Here is an 18,003-nt window from a genome sequence, read left to right as displayed (position 1 = left end):
CAGGCTGCGGTTCAGCGCAACGCCTGCTTGATCACCGCCAGGTCGCGCTCGGCCTGGATGCGCATAATGCTCAGCAGGTCGCGGGCATTCTGCGACAACGGCTTGCCCGGACGGAAAACCAGCAGTGACCGGAACGCCACGTCAATGTCCAGTCGCTTGATGACCAACCCGCGCGGCAGATAGTCCACCGCCGTCATCGGATGGATCAGGCCGATGCCCATGCCGCGCAGTACCAGTTCGCAAACTGAAAAGGCATACGGCGTTTCGAGTACCGGCCGCAATGCCAGCCCGCGATCGGCCAGCATTCCTTCAAGCCGACGGCGGCTTGCGTCTTCCGGGTTCAACACGATGAAGTCGTGCTGCACGATCGCCTCGGGCGACACCGTCGCGCATTGGGCCAGAGGATGCTCAGGCGTCATGGCAATCACGCCCGGTATTTCGATAAAGGGCGAATGCTCCAGGCCGACCACCGCAATCTCATCGGCCATCAGGCCGAAGTCCAGCTGCCCGGCGCCGACTTGCTGCAGTACCTCGCGCGAGCTCATGATCTGGAAGGACATCTGCACACGCCGCGAAGTGGGATTGAACGCCGCGATCGCACGCGGCATGAAACCGGCGCCCAGGGCCGGCAGCGCCCCCACTGCCATGCGGCCTACACCGAACGACTTCAGGCTGCGGATGCGATGCTCGATCTGCTCGAAACCGGCAAAGCACCGGTCCACCTCGATAAGCAGGGCGTCGGCCTCCTGGGTCGGCACGAGCCGGTTGCGCACGCGGTCGAACAGGCGCAGGTCCGCGTCTGATTCGAGCCGCCGGATGGCCTGGCTGACCGCGGGCTGCGAGATATTCAGCAGCACGGCCGCCTTGCTGGTCGTGCCAGCCCGCATCACGGCCCGGAAGATCTGGATGTCCCGCATATCCATAACTTGCACTTATCGATTAAGTAAACTTAAGTATTGAAATAATAGTATGCGCGGCCCACACTGCGCCATCGCAATAGATGACGACAGCGGTTTCTGCCCATGCCCTTTTCCCCTGACAAGCCTTCCCCCGCCGGCCGTGCCTATGCCAGCCTGTCCCCTGCCGTCTGGCGCGGATCCACGGTGGTGTTCGATACCCTGGACGACTTCGCGGCTCGCAAGCATCGTCAACCCGACGGCTACAGCTATGGCGTGACGGGCACGCCCACGGCTCGCCTGCTCGAAGACCGCATCGCGGCGCTCGAGAACGGCGCGCACTGCGTCATTACACCATCGGGTGCAGCCGCCTTGATGACGACGGTGCTGGCCTACGTGCGCGCGGGCGATCATCTGCTGCTGTCGGCAGCCTGCTACGGGTCGCTGTCTGCGCTGGCCGACAAGTGGCTGGCCTCGCTTGGGGTGGACGTCGAGTACTACGCGCCCGCCATAGGCGCCGACATCGAAAAGCAGATCCGCCCCAACACCCGCATGATCTGCCTGGAATCGCCGGGCAGCCTGACCATGGAAATGTGCGACGTCCCGGCAATTGCCGCCATTGCGCGCGGACGCGGGGTGCTGACCATGATGGACAACACCTGGGCCAGCCCGTTGGGTTTTCGTCCGCTGGACCATGGCGTGGATTTCAGTGTCGAAGCCGCCACCAAGTTCTTCAGCGGGCATTCCGATGTGCTGATGGGCAGCATCGCCACCAACGACGCCGGCCACTACGCCGTGCTGCGCGACGCCCAGAGCACGCTGGGCCAGCAGGTCAGCCCGGAAGATTGCTTCCTGGTTCTGCGCGGGCTGGAGACCCTGGAGCTGCGCGTGAATGCCCAAGGCGAATCGACGCTGCGCATCGCTGCGTGGTTGGCGCAGCAACCGCTCGTGGAAAAGGTGTGGTATCCCCCGTTGCCGTCGGACTCCGGCCACTGGCTATGGAAGCGCGACTACCGCAGCCCGGGCTGCCTGTTCTCGCTGCAGCTCGTGCCTGCGCCGGAACAGGCCTATCGCGCGTTCTTCGACGCGCTGAAGCATTTTTCCATCGGCGCGAGCTGGGGCGGCGTACACAGTCTGGCAGCCTTCTATCCCGCCGAACTGCAGTGTGCGCGCCTGTACCCGGCCACCGACCAGCCGCTGGTACGCCTTTCCATCGGTCTGGAAGACTGCGGCGCGCTGCAGAACGACCTGCAGAACGCCCTGGCGGCCTACGCCAGGGCGCGCGCATGAGTTTTCGTTGACCAGCACCACCCGCCGCGGCCCGCCGCGATAAAACCACAGTCCAAGAGGAAAACCATCATGATCTCCAAACTCGCGAGCAAGGCCGCCTGCCTGGCCATCGCCACTACGCTGCTGGGCAGCACGGCCTGGGCAGACACCAAAGACGATATCCTGGAAAGCAAGACGGTCACGATCGGCATCCACAATCGCCAGCCGTGGGGCTTTCGGGCCGAAGATGGATCCGCGGCAGGTTTTCACCCCGACCTCATCCGCGCCGCATTCGAACGCCTGGGTGTCAAGCAGGTGGACTTCGTCATCACCGAATTCGGCGCATTGATCCCGGGCCTGAACGCGGGCCGCTTCGATATGGTGGCTTCCGGCATCGCCATTACGCCCGAGCGTTGCAAGGTGGTGGTGTTCAGCGAGCCCGACCTGGCCGTGGGCGACAGCCTCATCGTCAAGAAGGGCAACCCGCTCAAGCTGCACAGCTACGCCGACATCGTGGCCAATGCCAAGGTGCGCCTGGCCGGCGGACGCGGCACGCTCAACACCAGGAACGCCATCGACGCCGGTGTGCCCACCTCGCAGATCACCTACCTGGGCGACGCGCAAGCCATGTTGTCGGCGCTGCTGGCAGACCGCGTCGACGCGGCCACGCTTTCGGCTCCCAGCGTAGTCGGGCTGCTGCAAGATCCCAAACTGCAGGGGGTGGAACGCGCCCAGCCATTCACGGGCCTGGTGCGTAACGGCGTGCCGGCCATGATGTACACGGCTATTGCGTTCCGGTCCGACGACACTGCGTTGCGCGACGCTTACGACGAGCAGCTGCGAGCGCTGAAAGCCGACGGCACGGTGGACAAGCTCCGCGCGAAATACGGCTTTACCGACGACGACAAGGTGGACCCGGCGGTGACCACGCAAAAGGTCTGCGCCGGCGAGTTCTGATTCATAGATCAGGATGACTCCATGGAAGGTTTCGACATTCTTGCCGGCATTCTCGAGGGGTTCCGTGTCACGGCGCTGGTAACGCTGTACGGCATGATGTGGGCGGTGCCGTTCGCCCTGGTGACAGGGGTCTTGCAGTATTTCACGCGAGGCCCTGTCCGGCTTGCCGTCACTTGCCTGATCGAGTTCTGGCGCAGCTCTCCCGTTCTGATCCTGCTGTTCGTGCTGTATTACGCCTTGCCCGATTTCGGCATACGGCTGTCCAGCATGACGGTGGGCGCGATGGCCCTGGGGCTGAACATCGGCGGCTACGGCAGCCAGGCGGTGCGGGCCGCGCTGCAGTCGCTGGACCGGGGCCAGGTCGAGGCCGGGCGCGCACTGGGGTTGCACCGGCTGCATATCCTGTGGCTGATCGAGCTGCCACAGGCGCTATCGGCCATGACGCCCACCTTCGTCAACCAGTTCATCCAACTGGTCAAGGGCACCGCGATCGTATCGCTGATCACGCTCACCGACATGACCTTCCGGGCCAAGCAGATTGCCGAACTGCAATACAACCCCGTGGGGGTGTACAGCGCCCTGATGCTGGCTTATCTGATCGTCTGCTACCCCGCCACGCTGTTCGGGCGCTACCTCGAACGCCGCGTGCAGGTGCAAAGTCGAGGCAACCGTGAGATTTGATCCAGAATTCGCCGTTTCGGTGGTGCCCATAATCCTGGGGGGGCTGGGCACCACGCTGTGGATTACCGTGGCAGCATCTCTGGGCGCCGCCGTGCTCGGTTTTGCCCTGGAGATCCTGCGCCGCAGCAACCGCTGGCTCGGCTACGCGATGCGCTTCCTCATCGACGCCATCCGGTCCACGCCGGTACTGGTCCAGCTGTATTTCATCTATTTCGTGCTTCCGGTGTACGGCCTGACGCTGCCGGCAGCGGCCTCTGGCGTGCTTGGCCTGTCGATCTATTACAGCGGCTACCTGGCCGAGGTATTCAAAGGCGGCATCGACAGCATCGACGCGGGCCAGTTCGAAGCCGGCAAGGCTCTGGGCCTGCGACGCCGCGACGTGATCCTGTCGGTAATACTGCCGCAGATGCTGCGCAATATCGCCGCGCCCATGGGTAACTACTTCGTGTCGGCGCTGAAGGCCACGCCCTACCTGGCCGTGATCGCCGTGCCCGAGATGCTGGGCATCGCCATGGAAGTAGGCGCGGACTCGTTCCGCTACGCCGAGCCCATGGTGTCGGTCGGCATCATTTTCCTGATCCTGGCGCTGTGCATCAACTTCTTCGTGCGCCGGCTCGAGCGGCGCCTGCAGGTTGCCCACCAGCGCTAGGTCACGCCAAGGACACAGAACATGACTTCATCCTCCTCCGCGCCGGCCGTGCGCATAGCCGGGTTGCAAAAATGGTATGGCAACTTTCAGGTATTGCACGACATCGACTTGACCGTGCGGCCCAACGAACGCATCGTGGTCTGCGGACCATCCGGGTCAGGAAAATCCACGCTGATACGTTGTGTCAACCAACTCGAGACGCACGACAGCGGCACCATCGAAGTCAATGGGCTGGAAGTCGGAAGGCATACTCCGCGCATGCACATCATCCGCCGCGACATAGGCATGGTATTCCAGCACTTCAACCTATTTCCGCACCTGACCGTGCTGCAGAACTGCACCTTGGCGCTGCGCAAGGCGCGCGGCATGAACCAGGCTCGGGCGGAGGACATCGCGCGGCACTATCTCACGCGGGTACGCATCCCCGAGCAGCAGGACAAGTATCCAGGCCAGCTGTCCGGCGGCCAGCAACAGCGTGTGGCCATCGCGCGCGCACTTTGCATGAACCCCAAGGTCATGCTGTTTGACGAACCCACCTCGGCGCTGGACCCGGAAATGATCAAAGAAGTGCTGGACGTCATGACCGACCTGGCCAAGGAAGGCATGACGATGATTTGCGTCACCCATGAAATGAATTTCGCGCGCACCGTGGCCGACCGGGTGGTGTTCATGGACGCCGGGCGCATAGTCGAGCAGGCAGATCCCGAAACGTTCTTTACGGCCCCCGCGCACCCGCGAGCCAGGCAGTTCTTGAGCCAGTTGTTATAGGCTCGCTACCCTAGCAAGGAACCACCATGGCGGAACCCAGCCGCATCTGGACCCACATTGATTTCAACCTGGATGGCAAGCAAGCCGGCAACCTGCACGTGCCGCACTCGGTCGACCTGTCGGCCTATGCCATGATCCAGATTCCCATCATCTGCATCCGCAATGGCGAAGGGCCCACCGCCCTGTTGACGGCAGGCAACCACGGCGACGAATACGAGGGGCAGATCGCCCTGCGCAAACTGGCGCAGGCACTGCGTCCCGAAGCGCTGCGGGGCCGCGTCATCATCATCCCATCGCTGAACTACCCTGCGGCAGCCGCAGGCAGGCGCGTCTCGCCCGTGGACGAGGGCAACCTGAATCGCGTCTTTCCCGGCCGGGCCAACGGCAACGTGACCGAGATGATTGCGCACTACGTCGACAGCGTACTGTTTCCCATGGCGGACGTGGTGATAGACGTGCATTCCGGCGGGCGCTCTCTGGACTATGCGCACACCGCCCTTGCCCAACGCGTGACGGACGCGGCGCAGGGCGCCGCCCTGCGCACACTGTTGACCACCTTTGGCGCGCCTCACAGCGTGCTGACCACAGGCTCGGGCGGCGGCGGCGCCACCACCCTCTACGCGGCCGCCACTCGGCGTGGCATACCGGCACTGACCACGGAACTGGGCAGCGGCGCGACGCTGGACCCCGCCGGGCTCGAGATTGCCGAACAAGGCGTGCGCCGCGTACTGCGCCACTACGGCATCGCGCCCGACCTTGCATGCGAGCCCGCGCCGCCCACGCAACTGCTCACGTCGCTGGGGCCGCGCCACGCAATCTACGCGCCCTGCGCGGGGATGATGGAACCGCTTGCCAAGGTGGGCGAACACGTGCGTGCCGGGCAGGCCGCGCTGCGCCTGTATTCAATCGACGATCCGCTGGCCGAACCTCTTTCTTTGCATTTCAGCGCAGACGGCATTGTGTCGTGCCGCCGCTTTCCCACACTATGCGCCCGCGGAGACGGCCTGTTCCATCTGGCCGCCCCCATCGACGCCGATTAATGCATGGCGGGTGTCTGACACCCTTCGGGAGTCAGACACCGACCAAGCAGCGATCAAGCGACGCCCCACATCCGCCATGCAGATTGCAGATAGGTGTCTGACTCCCGAAGGGTGTCAGACACCGCTCAACCGACCCGCATCCTCGCCCCAGGCGGCGCCTGACGCCAGAACGCGAGGCTGATGCTTACTCCACCATCAGGATCTTCATGCCGTTGGTGCCGCCGCTGTCGCGATAAAAATCGCCCTTGGTCAGGATGACCCAGTCGCCCGGCTGCACGCGGCCGCGTTTTTTCAGTTCGTCGATGGCGGCGGTGCTGAGGTCGGCCGGGTCGTAGGCGGACGCGTCGAACGGCACCGTATACACGCCGCGGAACATCGCGACCCGATGCTGGGTGATCCGGTGGGGGCTATAACAATAAATGGGCACCCCCGAGCGGATGCGCGACATGATCAGCGGCGTGTGCCCGCTTTCGGTCAGCGCGATGATCGCCTTGACCCCCGGAAAGTGGTTGGCCGCGTACATGGCCGCCAGCGCAATGGTTTCGTCGCAGCGCGAGAATGTCTCGCCCAGCCTGTGGTGCGAACGCGTGGTAGTCGGGTGCTTTTCGGCGCCCAGGCACACGCGCGCCATGGCCTGGACGGCTTCGACCGGATACTGGCCGGACGCGCTTTCGGCCGACAGCATGACCGCGTCGGTGTAATCGAGCACCGCATTGGCCACGTCCGATACTTCGGCGCGTGTGGGCAAGGGGCTGGAGATCATCGATTCCATCATCTGGGTGGCGGTGATCACCACCTTGTTGAGCGTGCGCGCATGCTGGATGATGCGCTTCTGGATGCCCACCAATTCGGCATCGCCGACTTCGACGCCCAGGTCGCCGCGCGCCACCATCACGCCATCGCTGGCGCGGATCAGCAGATCCAGCGCCTCGTCGTCGGCCACCGCTTCTGCGCGTTCGATCTTGGCAATGATCCACGCCTGGCTGCCTGCGGCGCGCACCAGTTGCCGCGCTTCTTCGATGTCGCGGCCATAGCGCGGAAACGAGACGGCCACATAATCGAGCTCGAGCTCGGCCGCCACCAGGATGTCGGCGCGGTCTTTGTCGGTAAGACTGGGCGCAGACAGCCCCCCGCCCCGCCGATTGATGCCTTTGTTATTGGACAACGGGCCGCCCACCGTGACCGTGGTATGCACCGAGTCATCGGCCACGCGGTCAACCACGAGCACGACGCGCCCGTCATCCAGCAGCAGTTCGTCGCCGGGCTGGCAGTCTTGCACCAGTTCGGGGTAGTCGATGCCGACTATCGTGGAATCGCCTGCTTCCTTCGGGTGGCTGTTGGACAAGGTGAATGGCTGGCCCGCCCGCAGCACGACCTGCCTGTCTGCGAAACGGGCGATACGGATCTTGGGGCCTTGCAGGTCGCCCATGATGGCCACAAAGCGCCCCTGCTTTGCCGCGATCTCGCGCACCAGGCGGGCCCGCTCGCGATGATCGTCGGCCGTGCCGTGCGAGAAATTAAGGCGCGCCACATCCACGCCCGCACGCACCAGGGCTTCCAGCTGCTCGGGCGTGGACGTGGACGGACCGAGCGTGGCAACGATTTTGGTGCGGCGCATAACAGACATGGACTACCCCTGGCTGACAAGGAAAGCCCTATGGTACGACGCAGACCGGCACCGCGGGTATTATGGAGCCGTTCCGTCCTCCACCGTTGTCAACCAGCCACCCACTCCGTGAAGATCGTCATCGCGCCCGACTCGTTCAAAGAAAGCCTGTCCGCCCCCGACGCCGCGGCGGCCATCGCGCGCGGGGTAAAGCAAGCTTATCCCGGCGCCCGCACGGTGTGCATACCCATGGCCGACGGCGGCGAGGGCACGGTAGAGGCCGTGCTGGCGGCCACCGGAGGCCAATGGCGCACCAGCCAGGTGCGCGGCGCCCTGGGCGAACCCGTGCAGGCATCCTGGGGGTGGCTGGACGACGGCACGGCCGTCATCGAAATGGCGGCGGCCGCAGGGCTCGAGCAGACTCCCCCTGCGCAACGCGATCCCCTGCGCGCCAGCAGCCGGGGCGTGGGCGAATTGCTGTGCGCGGCGCTGGATGCAGGCGCACGCCGGGTGATCCTGGGCCTGGGCGGCTCGTCTACCACCGATGGCGGCGCCGGCCTGCTGGCCGCGCTGGGCGTGCGTTTTCTTGACGCGCAGGGTCGCGACCTGCCGCCCGGCGGCGGCGCGCTGCCGCAGCTGCACCGCATCGACACCGGGCAACTGGATGCACGCCTGGCACAGGTGCGGATCGAAATCGCTTCGGACGTCGACAACCCGTTGTGCGGCCCGCAAGGCGCTGCCCATACATTCGGGCCGCAAAAGGGCGCCACGCCCGACCAGGTGACGCTGCTGGACAGCGGCCTGGCCCGGCTGGCCGACCTATGCGCCAGCCATCTGGGACGCGACCCCCGCCACGCGCCCGGCGCGGGCGCGGCAGGGGGCCTGGGCTATGCGGCCCACGCCTTCCTGAACGCCGATTTCCGCCCGGGCGTCGAGGTCGTGGCCGAACTCGGCAAGCTGGCCCAGGCCATGGAAGGCGCTGCGCTGGCCTTTACCGGCGAGGGCCGCATGGACGCCCAGACCTTGCGCGGCAAGACGCCGGCGGGGGTGGCCCGCATTGCGCGACAGGCCGGCGTGCCGGTGGTGGCGCTGGCCGGATCATTAGGAGAAGACTACCCGGCCTTGCATGCCGGCGGCATTACAGCCGCCTTCAGCCTGGCGCCGGGGCCGGTCACGTTGGAACAGGCATGCGACAACGCGGCGCAGTACCTGTGCGACCGGGCTCGCGACGTCATGCAGCTATGGCTGGCGGCCGGCAAGCGCATGCTTTAAAGGGCAAGGTTATCGGGCGCACCACATGGGGCGCAACGGCGGCGCCGCGCGCGCCGCCCGTTTCGCTATGCCAGGCCTGGCGCGCCGGCTTGAAGCAGCGCATCGGCCAGGCGGATGAATTTATCAACCCCGACTTCTTCGGCGCGCGCGGTGGGCGCAATATCCAGTTCTTCCCAGGGCACGAGGGGCGCCCAATCGCCCAGCGCGCGCCGCAGCATCTTGCGGCGCTGTGCAAAGGCGCGCGCCACCACGGCCTGCAACGCGGCGTCGCTCGCAGGGCGCAGGCGGTCGGCGGGCAAGGGCACCATGCGCACCACCGCCGACACCACCTGCGGAGGCGGATCGAAGGCCTCGGGGGGCACGTCGAAGAGCTTTTCCATGCGGTAGCGCGACTGCAGCATGACCGACAGGCGGCCGTAGTCGGCGCTGCCCGGCACGGCGACCATACGGTCGATCACTTCACGCTGCAACATGAAATGCTGGTCACGCACCGTGTCGGCTGCCTGCATCAAGTGAAACAGCAGCGGGCTGGAAATGTTGTACGGCAGGTTGCCCACCACCCGCAGCCCCACCCCCAGGCTCGCCACGTCGACCGTCAGCGCGTCGGCCTCGATCACGGTCAGCCGTTCGGGCGGATACTGAGTGCGCAGCCGCGCGGCGAGGTCACGGTCGATTTCGATGACCGTCAGGTGCGCCAGGCTGCGCAGCAATGGCTGGGTGAGCGCGGACAGGCCCGGCCCGATTTCCACCACCAGGTCGTCGCGCGCCGGGGCGATGGCGCGCACGATGCCTTCGACCACACTGTCGTCGGTCAGGAAGTGTTGTCCGAAACGCTTGCGCGCCTGATGCCTGCTCATGGTGGGCTCGCAGCCGTTCAGCGGTTGTTCTGCTCGATCTGCTCTTGCTTTTCGAGCCGGTTGTCGATGTAGGCTTCGTTGCGCAATTGCGCCAGCCAGTCTTCGTAGGCGGGCTCGGCGCGCCGTTCGAAAAGAATCTGCCGGGCCTGCATGCGCTGCAGTTCGTCGCTGACGTCATGCTCGCGCCGCGCCTCGACCTGGATCAGGTGCCAACCGAAAGGCGACAACACGGGTTCGCTGACGCCGCCCTCGGGCAGCACATTCATGGCCTGTTCGAAGGCGGGCACCATTTCGCCGGGGTTGACCCAGCCCAGGTCGCCGCCCTGCGGGGCGTTGGCGTCCTGCGAATATTGCCGGGCCATGTCGGCGAACGACGCGCCGCCGTTGACAATGCGCTGGCGTATCTGCGACAGCCGCTGGCGCGCCTGGTCGTCGCTCATGACGGCCGACGTCTTGATCAGGATGTGCCGCGCATGCGTCTGCGTCACCTGCACCGGGCCCTGGGGCGCGCGCATGTCGCCGCCCGCCTGCGGCATCATCGGGGGTTGCGGCGCCGGGGCGGGCTGCTGCGAACCGCCGCCCGTGCGCTGCAGCACCTTCAGGATATGAAAGCCGTTGCCGCTCTGGATGAGGCCGCTGACCTGGCCTTGCGCGACCGAGCCGATGGCCTGCACGAACAGGTCGGGCCAGCCCTCGATGGGCCTTGCGCCCATGACGCCGCCCTGCAGGGCTTCGGGGCCGTCAGACGATGCCGCGGCCAGGCTGGCGAAATCGCCGCCCTGTTTCAGCTCGACCAGCAGGCTCTCGGCCTTGTTGCGCAGTGCCGCCACTTCGGTGGGGCTGGCGCCCTCGGGCACCCGCACCAGGATCTGCGCCAGCGCAACGACCTCGGGCCCGGACGCGGCGGCCGGCGCCGGCTGCGCCGCGGGGCGTCCGGGCGCCTCGGCGCCAAACGCCGGGTTGCGCGCGCGGTCTTTCAGGAAAGCATCTACCTCGGCGTCGGTGATGATGATGTTGGAATCGACCGCGCGCTGCCGCAGCCGGGTCATGCGGATGTCGGTGCCGAGCGTCTTGCGGTATTCATCCCAGCTGACGCCGGATTTTTCGATCTCGCCGCGCATCTGCTCAACCGACATGCGATTGCGCTCTGCGATGGTCTGGACGGCCTGGTTGATCTGCTGGTCGTTGACACGGATGCCCAGGCGATCGGCCTCTTGCGCCTGCAGGCGGTCCATGATGAGGCTTTGCAGCACTTGCCGGCGCAGGATGTCTTGCGGAGGCACCTGGATGCCGCGCCGCGTAAGGTCGGCCGTCGCGCGCAGCGCCCCGTTGTCGACTTCACGCAGCGTGATGACATCTTTGTTGACCACCGCGGCGATACCGTCGACGAATTGCTCGCGAGGCTGCGCGGCCGCGGCCTGCCCGGCGGGCTGCCCGGCCGGTGCAGCCGCGGCGGGGCTGGCCGACGCCCGCGCCGGCTGGGAATGCGCGGCCGGCACGCCGGCGCACGCAGCCGCGATCAGCAGGTTACCGGGCAGCCGGCGCAGGTGGTGCAAGCTACGCATCATTCATACCTTTCAAATGTGGTCCCCTGGGGGGTGGGGGGCGTCACGGACTGGTAGCCCGGGATGCTCTTGTTCAACAGGCTCATGGGGTCGGTGCCCAGCGAGCCCAGGCCGCTGAGTTCGAGCTGGAAGAACAGCGCGGTATTGGCGTCGTTGGCCGACACGGCATAGCGCTGGAACACCACGCGACCGGTCCAGCAGCAATCGCCCTTGTACTCCAGCCCGGCGATGGCCTGGGTGACGCGCGGGGATTCTTCGGCGGCCGTGGCGGTGGCGCCCTCGGTGCGCAGCGAATAATCGATACGGCCCACGCCGTACCAGCGCTCGGTAAACGGCCACTGGAAGGCCAGGCTGATCTGGTCCTGGCCGCGCGGCTGGTAGGCCACGCCCGGCAGGGGGTCGCGCTGATAGCGGTACGACAGCGCCACCGACGTCAGGCGCTGCGGACGCCAGCGCGCGCTGATCAGGCCGCGCGACCAGTTGTTGCGGTACGGATCGTACTGCGCCGCCACCTCGGTGCTTAGCGTGTCGGTCAGGGCGGCGCTGGCGGCCACCAGGAAATCCGAGCGGACGTTGTCGCGCGGCGTCTCGCCCGGCAGGGTGACGCGCTGGTCCTCGAAATACAGGCGCTGCGCCGCCGACAGCGCCAGGCGTTCGAACCCGGTATCGGCGTCGAGCCAGCGCGTGGTCAGCGCGGCGGTAAGCTGGTTGGCGTTGGCAATGCGGTCCCAGCCGCCCGTATAGATGTTTTCCTGGAAGGCCTGGTCGAAACTGAAGTTGGCCAGCGTGGTGTCGTAGACCGGCATGCGCGACTGGTCTCGATACGGCACGCGCAGATAGTACAGGCGCGGCTCCAGCGTCTGGATGGATGCGTTGCCGAACAGCGTGGTATCGCGCTCGAACACCAGCCCGGCGTCCAGCGACATGATGGGCAAAGTGCGGGACATGTCGCGCGGGTTGTTCGACAGCTGGTACCAGTCGGTCTGGTACTGGGTGTGATGCAGGCCGATTTTCGGCGTCACGAACCAGCCCGGCCGCACGATGGGGTACGAGGCCGACAAGTACGATTGCAGGCGGTCGCCATCGGGGCCCAGGCGCACGCCATCGAGCAGCGGACGACGGAACCGCACAGCGGTGTTGGTCCATTCGATATCGAACCCGTTCATGTCGTAGCGCGCGCCCTTCAGGTACAGCTCGGGCAGCTTGTCGTAGGGCGGCGCCAGCGGGGCGTCCGGGTCTTGCAGGGTCTGGTACTTGTATACCTGTGCGTACGACTGCCAGTAGCGGCTGCTCCAGCCCACGCGCCCGCGCTGCGGCAGGTAGGTGGTGGACGCCTCGTTCAGGCCCAGCGCCGAAAAATCGCGGAAGTAGTCGTCATCGGAAACCTTGGCGACGTCCCAGTCGGTATAGAAGCCGTTGCCCAGCAGTTGCTGGTGCCGCGACCGGAACATCCAGCGCTCGTCGCCGGTCTGGCGGTCGCTCGACAGGTACGTGCCCACCAGGGTGCCCTGGTAAGAGCGTCCCAGGTAGCGGAATTCGGCGCCCAGCTGCGGCCCGCGCTTGCTCAGGTAGCGCGGCTGCAGCGTCAGGTCGTAATTGGGCGCCAGGTTGAAGTAGTACGGCAACGACAGGTCGATGCCGCTCTTGCTGGTCAGCCCGTAGGTGGGCACCAGGAAGCCGGACTTGCGCTCTTTCTTGACCGGGAAGGTCAGGTAGGGCGACGCCAGCAGCGGCACGTCCTTGAAGTACAGCACGCCGTTGCGCGCCACGCCTTCGTTTTCGTCGAAATCGAGGTCGACGCTGTCGGCCTTGATGTACCAGGACGGATTCGGGCAGGGGCAGCCGCTGTACTGCACGGTGGTCAGCCGCATTTGCGAGCGGCTGAAGATGTCGGCGCGGTCGGCGCGGGCGAACCCGCCAGCCGCGCCGAGCCAGAAGTCGGGCGATTCGATTTCGCCGCTGTCGGTGTCGATGTTGAACTGCGCCTGGGGGCCGGTGATCAGCGTGCCGTCGCGCATCATGCGCACGTTGCCCTGGACATCCACCTGGCCGGTGGCATTGCCGTATTCGATGCGGTCACCCTTGATCACGCCATCGATGCGGCGGACCTCTGCCGACCCGGTAAGGGTGACGTTGGAGTCGGGGTCGCCTTGCAAGCGATCGGACTCGGTGAAGACCGGAATCTGGTCGTCGGGAAGGGAATGCATCCGCAACCCGGGCGAACTGCGCAACTGGATCGTTTCGTGCGATGGAGGCTCTGCCGCGGCGTCGGGCGGCGTGGTGCGCTGGCTGCCCTGGGCGTGCACGGCCCCGGCCAAGCTGACAGCAGAGAGAATCAACCACCGGACCATACGCACCGTGAACGAAAACCTTATCGACAGAAGACCCGCCCCTGCGCGGGTGCGCATGGCGACGGCGGCGGCCCCGGCAGGCGTGCGGAAACCGCGTGCGGACGGGAACGACCCGGTATTATAGAGAAGCCGCGCGCCAGCGCCGCCATCGTCGGTGGCCGCGGACGCAACGAAACTCTACTGCATTCCGAGACGGCACCTTTGACCACCCACCACGATCCTCGCCTAGAAGCGGTATTGGCCTGGCTGCGCACGCTGCCGGCCAGCCTGGAACTGAACCTCGACACCCTGCGGCCCGCCTCCAGCGACGCCAGCTTCCGGCGCTATTTCCGCCTGGATGCCGGGGCGCGCACCCTGATCGTCATGGACGCGCCGCCGCCCCACGAAGACATCGGCCCGTTCCTGCACGTGGGCGACCTGCTGCGCGAAACCGGCCTGAACGTTCCCCAGGTGCTGGCCCACGACCACGCCCAGGGCCTGCTGCTGCTGTCCGACCTGGGCCGCGATACTTACTATCAGCGCATCCAGGCCGGCCTGCCCGATGGCGAGCTGCAGGAACTCTACCGTGACGCCCTGGCCGCGCTGGTGCGCATGCAGCAGGCTCGCACCAGCGGCCTGCCGCCTTACGACCAGGCCCGGCTGGCGGCAGAACTCGAACTGTTTCCCGAATGGTACGTGCAACGCCACCACGGCGTGCAGCCCGACGATCGCAGCGCCGCGGCGCTGCGGCAGATATTCGAGCTGCTTTCGCGGGTCAACGGCGCGCAGCATACGGTGCTGGTGCACCGCGACTTCCATTCGCCCAACCTCATGGTGTGCGACGAACCGGCATATGGCCCCAACCCGGGCGTGATCGACTTCCAGGACGCGCTGGCCGGGCCCATCACCTATGACCTGGCTTCGCTGGTCACCGACGCGCGCACCACCTGGGAAGAACCGCAGCAGCTCGACTGGGCCGTGCGCTATTGGGAAATGGCGCGCGCCGCCGGCCTGCCCGTAGACAGCGATTTCGCCAATTTCCACCAGGCCTACGAATGGATGAGCCTGCAGCGCAACCTGCGCATCCTGGGCGTATTCGCGCGGCTGCATCATCGCGACGGCAAATCGGGCTACCTGGCCCATATCCCGCGTGTCAACGGCTACGTGCGCCAGGTTGCCCAGCGCTACGGCGTGTTCAAGCCGCTGTTGCGCCTGCTCGACGAACTGGACAACCGCGAGGTCAAGGTGGGGTACACCTTCTGATGCGCGCGATGATCCTGGCCGCCGGGCGCGGAGAACGCATGCGGCCGCTTACCGACCACACGCCCAAGCCCCTGCTGCCCGCCGGGGGCAAGCCCCTGATCGTCTGGCACATCGAGCGGCTGGCCGCCGCCGGCATCCGCGATATCGTCATCAATCACGCCTGGCTGGGCGAACAACTGCCAGCCACGCTCGGCGACGGCAGCGCATTCGGCGTGCATATCGCCTATTCGGCCGAGCCCAGCGCGCTGGAAACGGCCGGCGGCATCGCGCAGGCCTTGCCGCTGCTGGGGGCACAGCCCTTCCTGGTCATCAATGGCGACATCTGGTGCGACTGGGATCCCGGCCAGGCTGCGCGGGCCGCCGCGCGCCTGGATGCCGAACGCGCCGATGCGTGGCTGGCGCTGGTCGACAACCCCGAACACCATCCCCACGGCGATTTCGCGCTCGATGCCGGCGGGCGGGTTCATGCGGCCGGCGCGCGCAAACTGACTTTCGCCGGCATAGGCATCTACCGGCCCGTGTTGTTCCATGGCTTGCCCGCAGCCACACCTGCCGCGCTGGCGCCGTTACTGCGGCAGGCCATGGCGCGCGAAGCGGTGCTGGGCACACACCATCGCGGCCTCTGGACCGACGTGGGCACCCCGGAGCGCCTGCAGGCGCTCGATGCCCGGCTGGCCCTGCGCCAGCGGTCTTAAACAGGTTGTTTCCAAGCCCGTAGGTACGCAACGAGACTTATCTGTCGTAACCTGTATCAGTAAGGACACGGTATTCTCTAGGGTTTTCGCCGGCAATTGCTGCCTACGGCACTTAAATACAGGGTTTTGTGGCATGGGGATGTTCGGACGCTCGCAGCGGGCAGTTTTCAAACCGTCGGTATATCAGCCGGGCAAGCGCACACGTCGCATGCCCCGCTGGCTGGTATTGCTGCTGATAGGCATCGGCCTGGGCGCGGGCGGCGTCCTGTTCCTGCAAGCCAACTACGGCCCGCAACGTCTCACCGTCGAACAGTCCGAACAACTGCAGTCGGAACTCAACACCGCCAACCTCGACCGCCAGCGTCTGCGCGTGCAGCTTGCCGAAGCCACCGAGCAACGGGACGCAAACCAGGCCACCCGCGAACAGGCCACCAAGGCGCTCGAAGAAGCCCGCGCGCAGATCGACTCGATGAAGCAGGAATTCCAGATCTTCCAGGACGCCATCCCGCCAGATCCGCGCGGCACCGATATCGGCGTGCGCTCGGGGCTGTTCATTCGCGAACCCGGCAAGCTGAACTACCAGGTGCTGCTGATGCGCGAAAAGTACGACGCCCCCGCATTCAAGGGCACGCTACAGCTGGCGGTACAAGGCGTATACCGCAACGGCCGATCCGGCACGATCGAACTCGACCCCATCAGCGTCGACCTGGCCCGTTACCAGATCGCGCAGGGCCAGGCCGAAATGCCCGAAGGCTTCACGGCCCGCTCGGTGCGCATCCAGGTGCTGGACCCGTCGGAACGGCAGCAGGCAATGCGCATTTACTACGTGCGCGGCTGACGCGTACGCGGTTTCAGCCCCCATCGGCCTTCAGGCACGTGTCCGAGGCAACCTCGTCCATGTGCCGGGCCAGGCGCACATCCAGCTCGGTGACGCCGCCCACCGAATGCGTGGCCAGCACCACGTCGACGCTGTTGTAGACGTTGAACCATTCGGGGTGGTGGTCCAGCTTCTCGGCGTACATGGCTACCCGCGCCATGAATCCGAACGCCGCATTGAAATCCTTGAACCGATAACGCTTCTGTATTGCGTCGCGGTCTGCATGAGCCTGCCAGCCAGCCAGGCCGGCGACCGCGGCGCGGGCGCCCAGGCGGGTGGGTGTGTTCATGGTGTGCCTCCCGAAAACGCGGCCGCGCGGGCTGCGCGCGGCCGCCGCGCGCCTTACTGCCTGACCGCGTACAGATAGACCTCGACACGGCGATTGGCCGCCCGGCCCTCGGCCGTGGCGTTGTCGCCCACCGGGTCGCGCGCCGCGCGGCCTTCGATGGTCATGCGGTCCGACGCCACCCCGCGTTGCGCCAGGTAAGTGGTGACACTGCGCGCACGGTTCTCCGACAGGGTCTGGTTATGCGCGGCCGAGCCCGTGCTGTCGGTATGCCCCACCACCTTGGCGCGCAATTCGGGATGCTGCGTCAGCGCGCGCGCCACGCTGTCCAGCACGGGCAGCAGCGCGGGCTTGAGCACGGCCTTGTCGGTATCGAACGAGACGTTGCTGGGAATGTTCACTTTCAGGCTGCCGTCGGGCATTTCGACCACGTCGATACCCAGCGACGTCGCGCCGGATTGCTGCACGTCTTTCTTGACGCCCGACCAGTTGTAGCCGATCAGCCCGCCCGCCACGGCGCCGATGCCCGCCCCGATGGCCGCGCCGCGGCCATCGCCGATCAGCGCGCCGATGCCGGCGCCAGCTGCCGCACCGGCGCCCGCGCCCACCGCGGTATTGGTCTGCTGGGGCGTTGCACAACCCGTGGCCAATGCCACGACCGCCGCCAACACGGCGATACGCGAGAAGGTTGTTCTTGATGTTCTTGCTTGCATGGCAGCCTCCTGGTGCTATTGAACAATGCCGGCCCCGCCGGCATGCCCATCCTAGCGCGGGCGCGCGCCGGCACGGCAACTTTTTGTAGCAACAGGTATGCAGGTGGTGTCAGACGCCAGTGGAGCGAGCGTGCGGGGGTGTCTGACACCTCCGTGAAGTGACCCCCAAAAGTTGGATATCAACTTTGGGGTTATTTCATGGAGAAGTACAGTGAATCGGTCAAACTGGCGTCGGCTCAGGAGTATTGCGAGGGCAATGCCGGGATTGCGGCGGTAGCG

The 18,003-nt window shown here is 66.1% G+C and carries 17 protein-coding genes; 10 read left to right on the top strand and 7 right to left on the bottom strand.

The genetic code is table 11. From position 1 onward, the window contains the following. Nucleotides 1-11 precede the first annotated feature (11 nt). Entirely contained in the window at nt 12-923 is a 912-nt protein-coding gene (locus tag CAL18_RS02470; RefSeq protein ID WP_026640984.1) for a LysR substrate-binding domain-containing protein, read from the bottom strand. Nucleotides 924-1,022: 99 nt separating this feature from the next. Here CAL18_RS02470 and metC point away from each other — a divergent pair, with 99 nt between their 5' ends. From metC to CAL18_RS02440, 6 genes are all read left to right on the top strand, one after another. Continuing rightward, entirely contained in the window at nt 1,023-2,186 is a 1,164-nt protein-coding gene (metC, locus tag CAL18_RS02465) for a cystathionine beta-lyase (protein WP_094817268.1), read from the top strand. A 69-nt stretch (nt 2,187-2,255) separates the two neighbouring features. Continuing rightward, nucleotides 2,256-3,122, top strand: a complete 867-nt coding sequence (gene ehuB, locus CAL18_RS02460) for an ectoine/hydroxyectoine ABC transporter substrate-binding protein EhuB (protein ID WP_038852585.1) — start codon at nt 2,256-2,258, stop codon at nt 3,120-3,122. 21 nt (nt 3,123-3,143) lie between these two features. After that, a complete protein-coding gene (locus tag CAL18_RS02455) occupies nt 3,144-3,803 on the top strand; it encodes an amino acid ABC transporter permease (RefSeq protein ID WP_026640987.1) in 660 nt (219 codons plus the stop codon). Continuing rightward, nucleotides 3,793-4,452: an ectoine/hydroxyectoine ABC transporter permease subunit EhuD gene (gene ehuD / locus CAL18_RS02450; RefSeq protein WP_026640988.1), complete on the top strand. Its 660-nt coding sequence runs from the start codon at nt 3,793-3,795 to the stop codon at nt 4,450-4,452. Before CAL18_RS02455 ends, ehuD begins: the two co-directional genes overlap by 11 nt. Before the next feature lie 21 nt (nt 4,453-4,473). Continuing rightward, nucleotides 4,474-5,220: an amino acid ABC transporter ATP-binding protein gene (locus CAL18_RS02445; RefSeq protein WP_026640989.1), complete on the top strand. Its 747-nt coding sequence runs from the start codon at nt 4,474-4,476 to the stop codon at nt 5,218-5,220. 26 nt (nt 5,221-5,246) lie between these two features. Further along, on the top strand, nt 5,247-6,260 hold the full coding sequence (locus tag CAL18_RS02440; protein ID WP_094795975.1) for a succinylglutamate desuccinylase/aspartoacylase family protein: 1,014 nt from the start codon (nt 5,247-5,249) through the stop codon (nt 6,258-6,260). Nucleotides 6,261-6,444: 184 nt separating this feature from the next. Here the strand turns inward: CAL18_RS02440 and pyk are convergent, their stop codons facing one another. Continuing rightward, nucleotides 6,445-7,887 (bottom strand): pyruvate kinase, encoded by a 1,443-nt coding sequence (gene pyk / locus CAL18_RS02435; protein WP_094795974.1) that lies wholly within the window; start codon nt 7,885-7,887, stop codon nt 6,445-6,447. A 108-nt stretch (nt 7,888-7,995) separates the two neighbouring features. On the opposite strand from pyk, the gene CAL18_RS02430 reads away from it, so the two are divergent. Further along, nucleotides 7,996-9,138: a glycerate kinase gene (locus CAL18_RS02430; RefSeq protein WP_094795973.1), complete on the top strand. Its 1,143-nt coding sequence runs from the start codon at nt 7,996-7,998 to the stop codon at nt 9,136-9,138. A gap of 65 nt (nt 9,139-9,203) precedes the next feature. Here CAL18_RS02430 and rsmA read toward each other — a convergent pair whose 3' ends face one another. The 3 genes from rsmA to CAL18_RS02415 are packed head-to-tail and all read right to left on the bottom strand — an operon-like array spanning nt 9,204 to nt 13,917. Next, nucleotides 9,204-9,995, bottom strand: a complete 792-nt coding sequence (gene rsmA / locus CAL18_RS02425) for a 16S rRNA (adenine(1518)-N(6)/adenine(1519)-N(6))-dimethyltransferase RsmA (protein ID WP_026640993.1) — start codon at nt 9,993-9,995, stop codon at nt 9,204-9,206. A 17-nt stretch (nt 9,996-10,012) separates the two neighbouring features. Next, nucleotides 10,013-11,563: a peptidylprolyl isomerase gene (locus tag CAL18_RS02420; RefSeq protein ID WP_094817267.1), complete on the bottom strand. Its 1,551-nt coding sequence runs from the start codon at nt 11,561-11,563 to the stop codon at nt 10,013-10,015. After that, nucleotides 11,560-13,917, bottom strand: coding sequence for an LPS-assembly protein LptD (locus CAL18_RS02415; protein ID WP_094817286.1), 2,358 nt, complete (start codon nt 13,915-13,917; stop codon nt 11,560-11,562). Before CAL18_RS02415 ends, CAL18_RS02420 begins: the two co-directional genes overlap by 4 nt. Nucleotides 13,918-14,112: 195 nt before the next feature. Here CAL18_RS02415 and CAL18_RS02410 point away from each other — a divergent pair, with 195 nt between their 5' ends. The 3 genes from CAL18_RS02410 (at nt 14,113) to CAL18_RS02400 (ending at nt 16,686) form a co-directional block, all read left to right on the top strand. After that, nucleotides 14,113-15,153, top strand: a complete 1,041-nt coding sequence (locus tag CAL18_RS02410; RefSeq protein WP_094795971.1) for an aminoglycoside phosphotransferase family protein — start codon at nt 14,113-14,115, stop codon at nt 15,151-15,153. After that, nucleotides 15,153-15,848, top strand: a complete 696-nt coding sequence (murU, locus tag CAL18_RS02405) for an N-acetylmuramate alpha-1-phosphate uridylyltransferase MurU (RefSeq protein WP_094817266.1) — start codon at nt 15,153-15,155, stop codon at nt 15,846-15,848. Before CAL18_RS02410 ends, murU begins: the two co-directional genes overlap by 1 nt. Before the next feature lie 139 nt (nt 15,849-15,987). Next, nucleotides 15,988-16,686 carry a DUF6776 family protein gene (locus CAL18_RS02400; RefSeq protein WP_026640998.1) on the top strand — a complete coding sequence of 233 codons (699 nt, stop codon included), beginning with the start codon at nt 15,988-15,990 and terminating at the stop codon, nt 16,684-16,686. A gap of 13 nt (nt 16,687-16,699) precedes the next feature. On the opposite strand, the gene CAL18_RS02395 is transcribed toward CAL18_RS02400, so the two are convergent. After that, the gene (locus CAL18_RS02395; RefSeq protein WP_038852587.1) at nt 16,700-17,014 is read right to left on the bottom strand and encodes a 4a-hydroxytetrahydrobiopterin dehydratase; all 315 of its coding nucleotides are present in this window, start codon (nt 17,012-17,014) and stop codon (nt 16,700-16,702) included. A 53-nt stretch (nt 17,015-17,067) separates the two neighbouring features. Further along, complete coding sequence (locus CAL18_RS02390; RefSeq protein ID WP_026640999.1) at nt 17,068-17,724, bottom strand: OmpA family protein; 657 nt, start codon at nt 17,722-17,724, stop codon at nt 17,068-17,070. Between the last annotated feature and the right edge of the window lie 279 nt (nt 17,725-18,003).

It is taken from the genome of Bordetella genomosp. 7 (genome assembly GCF_002261415.1).
GTDB lineage: Bacteria > Pseudomonadota > Gammaproteobacteria > Burkholderiales > Burkholderiaceae_B > Bordetella_A.
The sequence above is the reverse complement of the archived record's forward strand: the minus strand, read 5'-3'. Positions and strand labels throughout refer to the sequence as shown.

Coding starts and splice junctions, on each gene's coding strand:
- ehuB (WP_038852585.1), top strand. CDS start 2,256: ATGATCTCCAAACTCGCGAGCAAGGCCGCCTGCCTGGCCATCGCCACT.
- CAL18_RS02455 (WP_026640987.1), top strand. CDS start 3,144: ATGGAAGGTTTCGACATTCTTGCCGGCATTCTCGAGGGGTTCCGTGTC.
- CAL18_RS02420 (WP_094817267.1), bottom strand. CDS start 11,563: ATGATGCGTAGCTTGCACCACCTGCGCCGGCTGCCCGGTAACCTGCTG.
- CAL18_RS02400 (WP_026640998.1), top strand. CDS start 15,988: ATGTTCGGACGCTCGCAGCGGGCAGTTTTCAAACCGTCGGTATATCAG.
- CAL18_RS02470 (WP_026640984.1), bottom strand. CDS start 923: ATGGATATGCGGGACATCCAGATCTTCCGGGCCGTGATGCGGGCTGGC.
- pyk (WP_094795974.1), bottom strand. CDS start 7,887: ATGTCTGTTATGCGCCGCACCAAAATCGTTGCCACGCTCGGTCCGTCC.
- murU (WP_094817266.1), top strand. CDS start 15,153: ATGCGCGCGATGATCCTGGCCGCCGGGCGCGGAGAACGCATGCGGCCG.
- metC (WP_094817268.1), top strand. CDS start 1,023: ATGCCCTTTTCCCCTGACAAGCCTTCCCCCGCCGGCCGTGCCTATGCC.
- CAL18_RS02445 (WP_026640989.1), top strand. CDS start 4,474: ATGACTTCATCCTCCTCCGCGCCGGCCGTGCGCATAGCCGGGTTGCAA.
- CAL18_RS02395 (WP_038852587.1), bottom strand. CDS start 17,014: ATGAACACACCCACCCGCCTGGGCGCCCGCGCCGCGGTCGCCGGCCTG.
- CAL18_RS02390 (WP_026640999.1), bottom strand. CDS start 17,724: ATGCAAGCAAGAACATCAAGAACAACCTTCTCGCGTATCGCCGTGTTG.
- CAL18_RS02440 (WP_094795975.1), top strand. CDS start 5,247: ATGGCGGAACCCAGCCGCATCTGGACCCACATTGATTTCAACCTGGAT.
- rsmA (WP_026640993.1), bottom strand. CDS start 9,995: ATGAGCAGGCATCAGGCGCGCAAGCGTTTCGGACAACACTTCCTGACC.